This is a genomic window from Sporosarcina sp. Y1011, from assembly GCF_057669885.1.
In genome coordinates, this window is sequence record NZ_JBYHFP010000001.1 from 357,494 (window position 1) to 372,058 (window position 14,565).

The 14,565-nt window shown below is 39.8% G+C and carries 12 protein-coding genes and 1 riboswitch; of the genes, 10 read left to right on the plus strand and 2 right to left on the minus strand.

What is annotated here, in order from left to right; genetic code table 11:
• The first annotated feature begins 41 nt into the window (after positions 1-41).
• From yhbH to recQ, 6 genes are all read left to right on the plus strand, one after another.
• Complete coding sequence (yhbH, locus tag AC25Y5_RS01790) at positions 42-1,208, plus strand: sporulation protein YhbH (protein ID WP_488138919.1); 1,167 nt, start codon at positions 42-44, stop codon at positions 1,206-1,208.
• Entirely contained in the window at positions 1,205-2,611 is a 1,407-nt protein-coding gene (locus tag AC25Y5_RS01795; RefSeq protein WP_488138812.1) for a SpoVR family protein, read from the plus strand. Before yhbH ends, AC25Y5_RS01795 begins: the two co-directional genes overlap by 4 nt.
• 237 nt (positions 2,612-2,848) lie before the next feature.
• Positions 2,849-3,997 carry an IS200/IS605 family element RNA-guided endonuclease TnpB gene (gene tnpB / locus AC25Y5_RS01800; protein ID WP_488138920.1) on the plus strand — a complete coding sequence of 383 codons (1,149 nt, stop codon included), beginning with the start codon at positions 2,849-2,851 and terminating at the stop codon, positions 3,995-3,997.
• 125 nt (positions 3,998-4,122) lie between these two features.
• A complete protein-coding gene (locus tag AC25Y5_RS01805; protein ID WP_488138813.1) occupies positions 4,123-5,142 on the plus strand; it encodes a S66 family peptidase in 1,020 nt (339 codons plus the stop codon).
• Positions 5,143-5,221: 79 nt separating this feature from the next.
• Complete coding sequence (locus AC25Y5_RS01810; protein ID WP_488138814.1) at positions 5,222-5,638, plus strand: hemerythrin domain-containing protein; 417 nt, start codon at positions 5,222-5,224, stop codon at positions 5,636-5,638.
• 104 nt (positions 5,639-5,742) lie between these two features.
• Complete coding sequence (gene recQ / locus AC25Y5_RS01815; protein WP_488138921.1) at positions 5,743-7,512, plus strand: DNA helicase RecQ; 1,770 nt, start codon at positions 5,743-5,745, stop codon at positions 7,510-7,512.
• A 183-nt stretch (positions 7,513-7,695) separates the two neighbouring features.
• Here recQ and queF read toward each other — a convergent pair whose 3' ends face one another.
• Together queF and AC25Y5_RS01825 are read right to left on the minus strand one after the other, a co-directional pair.
• Positions 7,696-8,193, minus strand: a complete 498-nt coding sequence (gene queF, locus AC25Y5_RS01820; RefSeq protein ID WP_482099728.1) for a preQ(1) synthase — start codon at positions 8,191-8,193, stop codon at positions 7,696-7,698.
• 85 nt (positions 8,194-8,278) lie between these two features.
• A riboswitch (PreQ1 riboswitch) is annotated at positions 8,279-8,322 on the minus strand.
• Between the two features lie 35 nt (positions 8,323-8,357).
• Complete coding sequence (locus AC25Y5_RS01825; RefSeq protein WP_488138815.1) at positions 8,358-9,515, minus strand: MFS transporter; 1,158 nt, start codon at positions 9,513-9,515, stop codon at positions 8,358-8,360.
• Between the two features lie 163 nt (positions 9,516-9,678).
• Between AC25Y5_RS01825 and AC25Y5_RS01830 the strand changes: the two genes are divergently transcribed.
• The 4 genes from AC25Y5_RS01830 to argF all read left to right on the plus strand — a co-directional run bounded on the left by AC25Y5_RS01830 (position 9,679) and on the right by argF (position 14,181).
• Entirely contained in the window at positions 9,679-10,815 is a 1,137-nt protein-coding gene (locus AC25Y5_RS01830; RefSeq protein ID WP_488138816.1) for a hypothetical protein, read from the plus strand.
• Positions 10,805-11,785: a diaminopimelate dehydrogenase gene (locus AC25Y5_RS01835; RefSeq protein ID WP_488138817.1), complete on the plus strand. Its 981-nt coding sequence runs from the start codon at positions 10,805-10,807 to the stop codon at positions 11,783-11,785. The genes AC25Y5_RS01830 and AC25Y5_RS01835 overlap by 11 nt, the downstream gene beginning before the upstream one ends.
• Before the next feature lie 203 nt (positions 11,786-11,988).
• On the plus strand, positions 11,989-13,077 hold the full coding sequence (locus tag AC25Y5_RS01840; protein WP_488138818.1) for a M42 family metallopeptidase: 1,089 nt from the start codon (positions 11,989-11,991) through the stop codon (positions 13,075-13,077).
• Positions 13,078-13,224: 147 nt separating this feature from the next.
• Positions 13,225-14,181, plus strand: a complete 957-nt coding sequence (argF, locus tag AC25Y5_RS01845; protein WP_488138922.1) for an ornithine carbamoyltransferase — start codon at positions 13,225-13,227, stop codon at positions 14,179-14,181.
• Positions 14,182-14,565: the final 384 nt, after the last annotated feature.

A 14,565-nucleotide genomic window follows, 5' to 3' on the forward strand; every position in this document is an offset into this window, starting at 1 on the left:
ATCAGCAGCAAACATTGTATAAAAGATGGGTGTGGATGAAGATGAATGAAAAAGACAATGAACATTTTGCTGTCTCACAGGAAAACTGGTCTCTCCACCGAAAAGGGCATCAAGATCAGAAACGTCATTTGGATAAAGTAAAGGAAGCCATTCAAAATAATTTACCAGATTTAATCAGTGAAGAGAGCATTATCATGTCAAAAGGTAAAGATGTCATTAAAATACCAATTCGTTCGCTTGATGAATACAAAATCCGTTACAATCATGAAAAAACAAAACATGTCGGCCAAGGAAACGGAGATAGTCAGGTAGGCGATGTAATTGCAAAAGATGGATCAAAAGGGAAAAGCGATGCGGGGTCGGGGAAACAAGCAGGTGACCAGGCAGGTCAAGATTATTATGAAGCGGAAGTATCAATTACTGAAATAGAAGATGCCTTATTTAAAGAAATGGAATTACCAAATCTAGAACAAAAAGAACAAGCTGAAAATACAGCAGAAAAAATTGAGTTTAATGATATTCGTAAAAAAGGACTTATCGGGAACATTGATAAGAAAAGAACGATATTAACCGCCATCAAAAGAAATGCGATTAAGGGGAAAGCTGAAATAGCCCCTTTTCATAATGATGATTTACGATTTAAAACTTGGGATGATGTCAAAAAGCCTGAGTCCAAAGCGGTTGTACTTGCAATGATGGATACAAGTGCATCAATGGGTAACTTTGAAAAAACAATGGCAAGAAGTTTCTTCTTTTGGATGGCTAATTTTTTAAGATCGAAATATGAAACTGTTGAATTTGAATTCATCGCGCATCATACAGAGGCAAAAGTGGTTACGGAAGAAGACTTTTTTTCAAAAGGGGAGAGTGGGGGAACAATCTGTTCTTCCGCGTATATAAAAGCGCTTGAGTTAATTGAACAAAAATATAATCCAGCACGTTATAATATTTTTCCTTTTCATTTTTCTGACGGAGAGAATATGTCATCTGACAATGATAAATGCATAAAACTCGTTCAAGAACTAATGGCTGTATCCAATATGTTTGGGTACGGAGAAGTGAATGCTTATAACCGTTTTTCAACAATGATGTCTTCTTTTAAAAAAATCGATGATCCGAAATTCCGTCATTATATTTTGAAAGAAAAACGGGATGTCTACTTTGCACTTAAAAGTTTCTTCCATAAAAACTTGGAGGGATTCGATTGACGGAAATAAAAGCGCTTCATCGGGCAATTGACGAAATTACGGAAATTGCAACTGGTTTTGGCCTTGATTTTTACCCCATGCGTTATGAAATATGTCCTGCTGATATTATTTACACATTTGGTGCATATGGAATGCCTACGCGGTTTACCCATTGGAGTTTTGGAAAGCAATTTCATAAGATGAAACTGCAATATGACCTTGGCTTAAGTCAAATTTATGAATTAGTCATTAATTCAAATCCATGTTATGCGTTTCTACTTGATACGAACAGCCTGATACAGAATAAGTTAATTGTTGCTCATGTACTTGCCCATTGTGATTTTTTCAAAAACAATGTCCGTTTTTCAAATACGAGAAGAGATATGGTAGAGAGTATGACAGCAACAGCAGAACGAATTGCAAATTATGAAATGGTTTATGGTAAAGAAGAAGTTGAACGCTTTTTAGATGCAGTCCTGGCTATTCAAGAACATATTGATCCATCTATCTTAAGACCTCAACGTGGGGATGATGAACAAAACTTGGATGATGATGAAGAAATCATTCGCAAAACACCATATGATGATTTATGGAATATTAATCAAAAACCAATTGTCAAAAAAGCAGCGAATAAAGTAGGGGGAAAAACACCTATAAATCAAGAAAAGGATCTCTTGCTTTTTATTTTGCAATATAGTCGTGAACTAGAGGAATGGCAACGCGATATATTAACAATGATGCGAGAAGAAATGCTCTATTTTTGGCCGCAACTTGAAACTAAAATTATGAACGAAGGATGGGCATCTTTTTGGCATCAGAAGATTCTTAGGGAAATGGATTTATCGACAGATGAGACAATTGAATTCGCAACACTAAACGCCAATGTTATTCAACCCTCTAAAACAACGATCAATCCCTACTATCTGGGATTGAAAATATATGAAGATATTGAAAAAAGATATAATCATCCAACAGAAAAAATGAGAAGTTTCGGCGTTCGACCAAACTCTGGTAGAGAGAAGATCTTTGAAGTAAGGGAAGTCGAATCTGATATATCATTTATCCGGAATTATGTCACAAAAGAGTTAGTACAGAAGGAAGACTTATATCTCTTTGAAAAAAAAGGAAGCAATTATGAAATTACAAACAAGGATTATGAGGATGTCAGAAACCAACTAGTCTCTATGCGAGTAAATGGTGGATTTCCATTTATTGTCGTCGACAATGGTGACTACTTGCGAAACGGTGAGTTGTATTTAGTACACAAATACGAAGGTACAGAACTAGATTTAAAGTATTTGGAAAACGTACTTCCTTATATCTATCAATTGTGGGGACGGATTGTTCATTTAGAAACATATGTAGAAAATTTACAAGTTGTGTATTCATTTGATAAGAATAAGGTCTATCGAAGGTATGTATAATAATAGTTTATCCCTCAATCGGATTAACGGTCGGGGGATATTTCAATTTTCCAGTTATAGTTGACTGATTTATCTATTTACCGAAAGAACACGCTCACTTCAATCACGACAAGGGCGTAGCCCAGTGATAAGTGGGAGATGAATTTCGGTTGGGCAGTAGCCTAAAATCCTTGCATTAACAGAACATTCGTTCTATAATTAATTCAAAACCCTTTTGAAACGAGGTGAAAGTCTGTGATGATCAACAAAGCCTATAAGTTCCGTATCTATCCAAACCAAGACCAACAAGTCCTCATAGCTAAAACAATCGGATGTAGCCGATTTGTCTTTAATCACTTTTTGGATAAATGGAATGACACCTATAAAGAAACAGGTAAAGGATTAACTTATGGTACTTGTTCAGCTGGCCTTCCCTTGTTGAAAAAGGAATTATCTTGGTTAAAAGAAGTGGACAGCATTGCTCTTCAATCAGCTGTCCGCAACCTTGCAGACTCGTTTGACCGTTTCTTTAAGAAGCAAACCAAACCACCCCGTTTTAAATCGAAAAGAAATAACGTCCAATCTTACAAAACAAAACAGACAAACGGTAATATTGCAGTTATCGGCAATACCATCAAATTGCCCAAGTTGGGGGTTGTTAAACTCGCAAAAAGCCGTGAAATCTCAGGGCGTATAATGAATGCGACAATCAGACGGAATCCGAGCGGGAAATATCTTGTCTCCATTCTTGTTGAAACAGAGGCTTGTAAGCTACCTAAAACCAATACTTCTGTCGGTATTGATGTTGGTCTAAAGGATTTCGCCATACTTTCAGATGAAGCCGTCTATGAAAATCCAAAATTCTTTCGCGCATTGGAAAAGAAATTAGTCAAAGCACAGCGGATTCTTTCAAGAAGAAAAGAACAAGCAATTCGTCAACAGAAACCCCTGCTCGAGGCGAAGAACTATCAGAAACAACGTAGAATAGTCGCTTGTCTTCATGAAGAAATTGCAAACAAAAGAAATGATTACTTGCATAAAGTCTCCATCGAAATCATCAAAAACCACGATGTCATCGGAATTGAGGATTTGCAGGTATCAAACATGCTGAAAAACCACAACTTAGCCAAAGCAATCAGTGAAGTGAGTTGGTCACAGTTCCGCGCAATGCTTGAATACAAGGCGAAGTGGTACGGGAAGATAGTCATTGCTGTAGGTAAAACATTCCCATCAAGCCAACTTTGTTCATCTTGTGGATATAGAAACAAAGACGTTAAGAATCTTGCCTTGCGTGAATGGGATTGTCGAGAGTGTGGAGACCATCACGATAGAGATATTAACGCAAGTATAAATATAAAAAATGAAGCCGAAAGGCTTTTAACCGCAGGGATTGCGGGGTTAGCCTAATCAATAACTGGCGGTTACGTCAGTGGTCTTAGGAATCTCCCACTTCCAAACGAAGTGAAAGTGGGGGTAATTCAATGAAAAGATAGATGATTATAAAAGGAAATTGGAAAGTAGGGGAAATGACCATGATTCGTTATCCTAAACCAATAGGCATCGGCCAAACAATAGGAGTCACTGGGACTTCTTCAGGTGTTGAAAGTGAGTTGCATCATCTGCTGAGAAAAGCCGCCCATCAATTTGAGAAAAGGGGATACACCGTACTCCTTGGGGAGACTGTCTGGACGAATGAAAAACTGACTTCAGCACCGAAAGAAATACGTGTTAAGGAATTTCTAGATATGATGACGGATGATAATATAAATGCAGTTATACCTCCATGGGGCGGCCACTTTTTGTCTGAAATTCTTCCGCTTATAAATTACGAAGAATTGAAGCCGAAATGGGCAACGGGTTACTCGGATACTAGTACATTGCTGTTGACGATTACACTATTAACTGGCATCGCTACAGTTCATGGAACTAATTTTGTTGATTTAAGGAGTGATGAATGGGACCCAGTTACTTCGAAATTCCTGGAAGTGCTTAAGGCATCCGCTGGGGATACAATTATTCAGCATTCATCTGAAAAGTTCCAATCAGAATGGCAGCATTTTGCAACACCAGATCCTTATGTCTTTAAATTGGATATGGAAACAGCATGGGAAACGATAGGAAATCATCCTGTTCGGTTTGAAGGACGTCTATTAGCTGGCTGTATTGATACAATCCGTCATCTGATTGGAACGCCATTTGGGGACGTAAAAACATTCCGGGAAAAATATGTTGCGGATGATCAAATAGTTTGGGCGCTTGAAAATTGTGAATTGGATGCTTCCGATTTCTATAGATCTATTCTTCAAATGCATAATGCAGGCTGGTTGGATAATACTGCAGGCATCATTTTCGGCAGGACAGCGGCAGGAATCGCCCAAGGTGGGTTTAGTGATGTAGATGCAATGGAAAGACTGGCTAAGCTGACGGGTATTCCAATCGTTTATAATGCAGATATTGGACACGTGCCTCCTCAAATGACATTTGTCAATGGAGCATACGCGGAAATTGAAGTGGCAGAAGGCAAAGCCGTGTTGAAAACGAAACTGATCTAATGATAACCCGGCAACCATTCCATTATGCCATCAAATCTGGTATTCTTAAAGAAATGCTCGAGATGAAAGGATGATTGAAATGGCTGGACCTGCACTCAAACAACTTCACTCTCACCGCGCGATACATGAAGGTGGACTTTCAGGAGCAATCGGTAAAACAGAGGGTATGATGGATTTCTTGAAACAGGGAGATCTTGAATTAGCGAATCAAGCGGCAGATGACTTGATTGAATATTGGAAGACACGTGTTATTAGTCATGCGGATGCGGAAGAACAAGGATTTTACGGGGAAGTTGCTGAACGCAACCCGGACTTGAAGGACGCAGTTATTCAATTGACACGGGATCATGATTTACTGCGAATTATTGTGAAAGACATTGAGCAATTGCGCGAAGAAGAAAATTTGAGCCCTGCTGTACTACACAAATTTCACGCTTTGATTGTCGTCAATGAAATACATAGCCGCGACGAGGAACGTATGCTTTTTGAAAAATAAACCTACAAAAAGCACCATTACCCGGTGCTTTTTTCTTCGTCTAGTCCCCAGTTTCTGACTAAGGCCATTTTGATATCGACATATATTGGAAGGAGACGGTAAAAATCGAAAAAGCATTAAAGATATTAACAACGTATTTCGGATACCCTTCTTTCAGGATAGGACAAGAGCAAGTAATCCGTGGAGTTATGGATTATCAAGATATGCTTTGTGTTATGCCGACTGGCGGCGGGAAGTCTGTTTGTTATCAGGTTCCCGCACTTGTGATGGATGGTACTGTCCTCGTTATTTCACCACTAATCTCATTGATGAAAGATCAGGTTGACGCGCTCCATCAAGTTGGGATTCCGGCAGCATACATCAACAGTTCGATGTCATCGGAGGAATACTTTGATACGATGGAAAGAGCTGTGCAGGGTGAATATCAGCTTCTTTATGTGGCACCAGAACGTCTTGACTCTCCCTCTTTTAAAAATCAGTTGCGTTTGATGAAAATTCCGATGGTTGCCATCGACGAAGCGCATTGTATTTCACAATGGGGTCACGATTTCCGACCTAGTTATCGAAATATTAGTAGCATCGTTTCTTTGTTTGATAAAAAACCGGTTCTACTTGCTTTAACAGCTACGGCTACGCCGGCAGTTAGGGAAGATATTTGCAACCAGCTCGGAATTAGTGAAAATAATACAGTAATGACTGGTTTTGAACGAGCAAATCTAACTTTTTCCGTTGTTAAAGGGCAAGACCGTGAAAAATTCGTAAAAGAATATGTTCGGAAAAATGAAGGGGAAGCGGGTATCATCTATGCCGCGACTCGTAAAGCCGTCGATTCAGTGCATGACTTCCTACAAAGAAGTGGAGTGAAAGTCGCAAAATACCATGCTGGACTTGGGGATATTGAACGCCAATCCGGCCAAGACCGCTTTTTAAATGACGAAGCCGCTGTTATGGTAGCGACGAATGCGTTTGGAATGGGAATCGACAAGTCCAATATTCGTTACGTTATTCATTACCAAATGCCGAAAAACATGGAGAGTTATTATCAGGAGGCAGGCCGTGCAGGCCGTGATGGGCTCGATAGTGCTTGTACTGTGCTCTTTTCATCACAGGATGTTCAAACGCAACGTTTCTTAATTGACCAATCGCAAGACCAAAGCAGAATTCCCGCTGAGCTGGAGAAATTACAGTCCATGATTGATTATTGCCATACGGAAACTTGTCTACAAAAGTTCATTATCCTGTATTTCGGAGAGACGGATGTAGTGGATTGTGGAAGATGTGCCAATTGCACTGACACTCGTGAAAGTACAGACGTCACGAAAGATGTTCAAAAAGTATTGTCATGCGTCATTCGAATGGGCCAACGATTTGGCAAGGCTATGATTGCACAAGTATTAACCGGATCACGGAACAAGAAAGTGATTGAATTCGGTTTTGATAAATTAACGACATATGGTTTGATGAAGGGACGCAGCGCTAAAGACATTTCCGATTTCATAGAGTTTATTATTTCGGAAAGTTATCTTGGCGTGGAAAATGGGCAATTTCCGACCATTTATGTTAGTGAAGCAGGAAAAGATGTACTGACAGGTAAGGTGACAGTACATCGCAAAGTTTCTGTTGTTACTATGCAAGTCGCAAATGATGATCCGTTATTCGATCAGCTCCGTGCACTTCGTATGAAACTTGCCCAAGAAGCCGGTGTACCGCCGTTCGTTGTCTTTTCCGATAAAACATTACGGGACATGGCAGCAAGAATGCCAATCACGAATGATGCGTTCCTAGAAGTAAACGGTGTAGGACTTGCGAAACTGGAACGATACGGTGATCCGTTCATGGAAGAAATCAAGAATTATCAAATGCAAAACGCTTGATGAACTTTGAATAAAAGAGGCAGGCACTATTCCGAATGGGATAGTGCCTGCCTCTTGATTTATCAGAATATACAACTGACTCATATTCAATGATTAGAAAGAAAGTCTAACCTCTAATCAATAAACAGCAATTTAAATCCACAAAGTAATTGGGGTAGCGTTTACTACTTTAATCTAAATTTTTTAACGGTTATCTACTTTTTCCGGATACATATCATGATTCATCATCCGGTGTTCTGCCATTTTTTCATATTTCGTGCCGGGTTTACCATAGTTACAATATGGATCGATTGATAATCCGCCGCGTGGTGTGAACTTACCCCATACTTCGATGTAACGTGGTTCAATCAGTTTAATTAAATCATTCATAATAATATTGACACAGTCTTCATGGAAATCGCCATGATTGCGGAAACTGAAGAGATATAATTTAAGTGCTTTACTCTCTACTAGTTTTTTGTCTGGCATGAAACTGATATACATCGTTGCAAAATCGGGTTGCCCGGTCATTGGGCAAAGTGAAGTGAATTCAGGACAATTAAATTTCACGAAATAATCACGATTGATATGCATGTTGTCGACTGACTCTAAAACGTCAGGGTTGTATTCATACACGTATTTTGTGTTTTGATTACCGAGTAAAGTTAAGTCGGTCAGTGTTGCCTCATCTCTTCCAGCCAATTAAAAAACCTCCCATAAATTTGTCAGGGAGGTCCATAGGCGCCGGAAAAAAGAGCCATATCGAATGCACATGACTTAAATTCCGTTATCCATAGTTTTTTTAAGAGGGTCGCTATGAACCTCTCCCGAACAGGGTATTCATTTCGTATCTGACATTAAACGACCTACTCTGATTTGTCAATAGTTTCTCTTTTTGTTAAGCCAATTAACGCATACAGAGCAACTGCCAGCAGGAGGAAACCAGTCAGCATGAATGCTCCTCGATATTCCAGGTCGAGGAAGCCGATAAGTCCCGAACCTGCAACAACGCCTATTGAGAAGAATGCATAGAAATAACCATAAGCTTTTCCACGGAATTCAGCAGACGAAGAATCGATTAGCAGTGAGTTGATCGATGGGAATAGGAAAGCAAATCCCGCTCCATAAATACCCATTGCAACATACAAGTAATTCAATTCTTCAATTTGGCTTAGGAACAACATACTCAATCCCATGAGTGCAATTCCGAATGCTAGCGTCACAACCGGTCGTACGCGGTCAAAAATTCGATTAATGGGTAATAAAAAGATTAGAATTGCAACCACGCCGAATGTACTTAATAATAACCCCGTCGTTTTCGTATCGAATCCGAGCGACGCTACTTTTAAAGGTAAAACAAGGGCTAGTACCCCCTGGGAAAACATTAAAAAGAATGCCCCCGCAAAAGCTCTAACCATACCGGGATGCTGGAACAGATTAATAACCCGGAATTCACCAGTACCTCGTGAAGGGTTTTTTCGTACATATGTATAAGAACGAAGAACGAAGAATGCTAGTATTGCTAACAGTAGCATAATCCCGCCGTTGACCGCCATTATGAAGGAGGTGCTTGTATTAGCAGCAACAATACCTCCGTATGCAGGTCCTAAAATTGCGGCCATTCCAACGAATGCACCCGAAATTGCAACATTTTTACCACGTTTTGAACCTTCTGCACGATTTGCTAGGAAAGTGAAGGCTGCGGGAACAATTAGTCCTTCCATAAAACCATGAACGAATCGCACCCCGAGCAGTGACATCGGCCCAGAAACAAACGCGTAGAGGAAGAGAGAAATCGCCGTCGCAAAAAGTCCGAGTACTAGTATGAGGAATGGACCTCGTTTGTCGGTCATGAAACCTGAAATGACATTCCCGATTGTGTTAGAAAATGAATAGATTCCTACCGCAAGTCCTACCAGGAATGGCGTAGCACCAAGTGATAATGCAAATGGACTCATAACGGGAAGTTGTGAAAATAAGTCGAAAAACGAGAAAAATACAATGAGGTAAACAAACCCACGCATAATGTAGCCTCTTTTCAATGATATAGATACCATTCTATATTTTAGCATTAGTTTGAGCTAAGGGGAAAAGGATAGATTGTGAACAATCCATTTGGTTTGCCATTATACGAACTGTAGCGATAAGATTACGCTTAGATCTGATAGAACAAGAGGTGAGAAATGAATGAGTTTCCTTAAAAAACTTTTCAGCAAGCAAGATAATACAAAGAATGAAGCGCAAATTGAAAAACAGTATATTTTTGTTGAATTGGAATTGGAGGATTACTACGAGCCTTTTTACGCCAGGGATTTGTCAGAACGCCAAGTTGCCGATTTGAATAAACCTGAATATATGAATGTTCACCAATCATTCAATTTAGGATCACCAGTGATCGCACATATCGCATCTGATACTTCAATTGAAATATTTATTCAAACGAATCACTTCGAGGCGAATGCTGTCGTTAAAGCGGGAATTGTAGTGAGTCATGCGTATTCATCCATCGAAGCGATTTTTATGGAAGCAGTTATTTGGACTAGCGGTGGTCATGTGGTGACGATTCCATTTAAACTAAATATTCGTGCTGACGATGAAAAGTCTAGATTGGCTTCAGCTTTGATAAGCATACAGAAAGAAATTCCGTTTTATTTCGGAAGAGTAGTAAATGATTTAGTTACGATAGACAAGCAAATGCTTATGACTATTCCGGAGTCTGTGCAGAATGATATGCAAATCACGCTTGCAGAACTGTACCATGACGAGTCACGAAATCCGGGTCCTTATATAGAAATTGAAACAGTTTTGGATCGTGAAATGACGACTGCAGGATGGGTCATGCACTTTGATAATGAAAAGTTGATAGAAGAAGAACCAGACTTGTCTTTTATGATAAATGAAATTTTAAGTACGGTTTTTGATAAAATCATTCAATTGGCCGACAATGGCCGTTTTACAGGATGGGTTGCAGAACATGTAGCGAATTCAGAAGGAAGTAGCCCATATGGCGAAACAACGACATTCATCTTTACATCGTCAGAACCGATGCATAGAAATGAAAAACTTCATAGTGCGATTATGAAATATATGAAATCATTAAAAGGGTTCTTAAGAGAAGATGGCGGCTATCCATTAAAGTATGAAGCACTTCCTTTGATTAGACAAATCGGCACTGGATATGGATTTGTCTTGATTGATGAATGTTTTTTAGCAAAAGCAGATGAGTTATATAGAAAGATGACGAATAAAGAGATAAACTTATATAGTAAATTGCTGAAATTGAAAGCATTAGATCGAAAGGGGAATAAAAACGATGACAATTAGAGTCGGAATTGCAGGTTATGGAAATTTAGGCCGCGGTGTTGAATACGCGATTGCTCAAAACAACGATATGGAACTGGTAAGCGTATTTACAAGGAGGAAGCCAGAGGACGTTAAACTGCTGAATGGCAATATACCTGTTCATATGATGTCTGACATCCAAAATTATACAGAAGAGATTGATGTCCTAATTCTTTGCGGTGGATCAAAAAATGATTTACCGGAACAAGGACCAGCTCTTTCTGCTCTTTTCAATACTGTCGATAGTTTTGATACGCATGCAAAAATTCCAGGATACTTTGAATCGGTTGATGCAACGGCTAAACCGAATGGTAAGACTGCGATCATTTCCGTCGGATGGGATCCGGGTTTATTTTCCATCAATCGTTTGTTCGGTGAAGCAGTATTATCAGAAGGAGCAACGTATACATTTTGGGGCAAAGGGTTAAGCCAAGGGCATTCCGACGCACTCAGAAGAGTTGAAGGCGTAAAAGGTGCTGTACAATATACGCTTCCTAATTCAGATGCAGTCGATCGCGTGCGGGATGGTTCGTTACCAGAATTGTCGACGCGTGAGAAACATACGCGTGAATGCTATGTGGTCTTGGAACAAGGCGTTGACGCTGAAGAAGTGCGAAACACGATTGTAACAATGCCAGACTACTTCTCTGACTACGATACGACTGTTACCTTTATCACTGAAGAAGAATTGAAACAGGACCACTCGGCAATGCCCCACGGCGGTTTTGTAATTCGTAGCGGTAAGACAGGTGTTGGCAATACACAAGTAATAGAGTATTCACTAAAACTCGGTAGCAATCCCGAATTTACTTCAAGTGTACTCGTTGCATACGCACGTGCAGCTTACAGGTTGAATGAGAATGGTGAAACAGGCGCAAAAACAGTATTTGATATTGCACCTGGTTTACTATCACCAAAAAGCGCTGCAGATTTGCGTAAAGAGTTATTATAATAGCACTAGAGCCACCTAGGAAATTCACTATATACCCGCCTAAAAATTTATCTTTTGATAGTTGATGTAAGCTAAAATCCCTCAATCTAACTTTTGGTTGGGGGATATTTTTGTTTAAGGATATATTAAAACCTAGTTTTTTGATAACACTTCACTTTTCGCATATACTACTCATAGGGAACATATTTAGGAGGGCGAAGTAATTGACAAAATTAGACGATACATTAATGATGCTAAAAGAGTTAACGGATGCTAAAGGGATTCCAGGAAATGAACGTGAACCCCGTGAAGTGATGAAAAAGTACATAACGCCATTTGCGGATGAAATCGAACAGGATGGACTCGGTTCTTTGATTGCGAAGAAAACGGGCGAAGAAAATGGACCTAAAATCATGCTTGCTGGTCACCTCGATGAAGTCGGATTCATGATATCTAAAATAGATGATAGAGGCTTCCTGTCGTTTCAAACCGTTGGAGGCTGGTGGTCGCAAGTGATGCTTGCACAGCGCGTGACAATCGTTACACGCAAAGGCGATACAATTACAGGTGTTATAGGATCAAAACCTCCGCATATATTATCACCGGAAGCACGTAAAAAACCTGTCGATAGTAAAGACATGTTCATTGATGTAGGTGCAACTTCAAAGGAAGAAGCAATGGAATGGGGTATTCTGCCCGGAGATATGGTAGTGCCTTATTTTGAATTCACAGTGATGAAAAATGATAAATACCTTCTTGCAAAAGCATGGGATAACCGTATCGGCTGCGCAATCGCAATCGATGTTATGAAAGCGCTTAAAGGCGAAAAACACCCGAATATCGTTTTCGGCGTCGGGGCTGTACAAGAAGAAATTGGGCTGCGGGGTGCACGAACGGCGGCAACGAAAATTCAACCGGATATCGGTTTTGCAGTTGATGTAGGGATTGCAGGCGATACGCCAGGTGTCACTTCAAAAGAAGCGACGGGCAAAATGGGCGATGGTCCACAAATTTTATTATTCGATGCTTCAATGGTTTCACATAAAGGATTGCGTGAGTTAGTAGTCGATACTGCTGAAGAAAATGGTATTCCATATCAGTTCGAAACAATTCCAGGTGGAGGGACGGATGCGGGTTCTATCCATCTTTCTGGAAACGGTGTACCATCACTCGCAATTTGTATACCAACAAGATATATTCATTCCCATGCAGGAATTTTACACCGTGATGATTTTGAAAATACGGTAAAACTGATTGTCGCAGTTATTAAGAAATTAGACAGGGATACTGTAAATAAAATCACTTTCGAATAAGATTTAAAAGGTGTGCTTAGGCCAGTAAAATGGCTTGAGCCTTTTTTATTCATGAACATCTATAAAAATACACTTGACTTTATAATTATGCATACATATAATCAGAGATACCAATTGAAATAAACGATAGGGGATGAAGAAGTGGTGATGATTGACTTGGACGAAACTAAAATATTAGCAGGATTAAAAGGGAAAGATCTATTGACACTACTGGACTATACGCGAGATGAGGTAGCGTATCTATTATATAAAGCGGATACTATGAAAAAAGAGATGGCAGCTGGCAAGATGCCAAATTTATTGGCGGGAAAAACACTCGGTATGATTTTTGAGAAGCATTCAACGCGCACACGTATTTCATTCGAAGTGGGAATGATCCAGCTAGGTGGGCATGCGATATTCATGAATGCACGCGACTTGCAAATTGGGCGTGGGGAATCGGTTTATGATACTGGTCATGTACTGTCTGAGTATTTAGATGGCGTCATGATTCGTGCGAACTCACATGAAATGGTGAAAGAATTGGCACAACATACTTCGGTTCCAGTTATCAATGGCTTGACGGATATTTTTCATCCATGTCAGGCATTAGCAGATTTACTGACGGTTTTGGAAGTGAAAGGGTCATTAGAGGGAATGAAGTTAGCATACATTGGGGATGGAAATAATGTAGCTCATTCATTGGTCATTGCCGCAGCACATATGGGTATGCATGTAGCTGTCGCAACACCAAAAGGATTTGAATACAATCCGAATCTATTAGTGAAAGCAAAAGCTATTGCTGTAAAAAATGGTGGAAGTGTTATTGAAACGACGAATCCTGTTGAGGCTGTTACAGATGCAGATGTTGTTTATACTGATGTCTGGACGAGTATGGGCCAAGAAGAAGAAGCGGCCGCACGTCTTGAAGCATTCAAAGAGTTTCAAATTAACGACAGTTTGGTGGCTCATGCGAAAAAGGATTACATGTTCTTGCACTGCTTACCTGCTCACCGTGAAGAAGAAGTGGCGACTTCTGTTATCGATGGTCCGAATTCTTATGTCTTCCAGCAAGCAGGAAATCGATTGCATGCGCAAAAAGCAGTACTTGCATCTTTGTTATAATTAAATCAATTTCATAAAGAGGATTTTGTACTAAGATTCGAACAAGGTTGATTTACACTCCAGGCGGACGCTTTCCGCGGGCACGGCTTCAATCTCCTCGTCACTGCGTTCCTGCGGGGCTTTCAGCCAGGGAAGAGTGAACTTCTTTCTCTTCCTAGCTGTTCCCGCTGGAGTCGCCGCCTTCCGTTGCAATCAACGGAACTCATATATGCAAACGAATAATCTATTAAGAAATTTCGTTAATATTAGGGTTTTTAATTAAAATAAGCAATTATGAAATTGATTCAATTAAATTAAATACTTTAAAAGCCCAGGTTTGCCACCTAGGCTTTTTTGCCGATTCATTCAAAGTTAATGGTAAACTGAAAATATGTTTGATCAAAA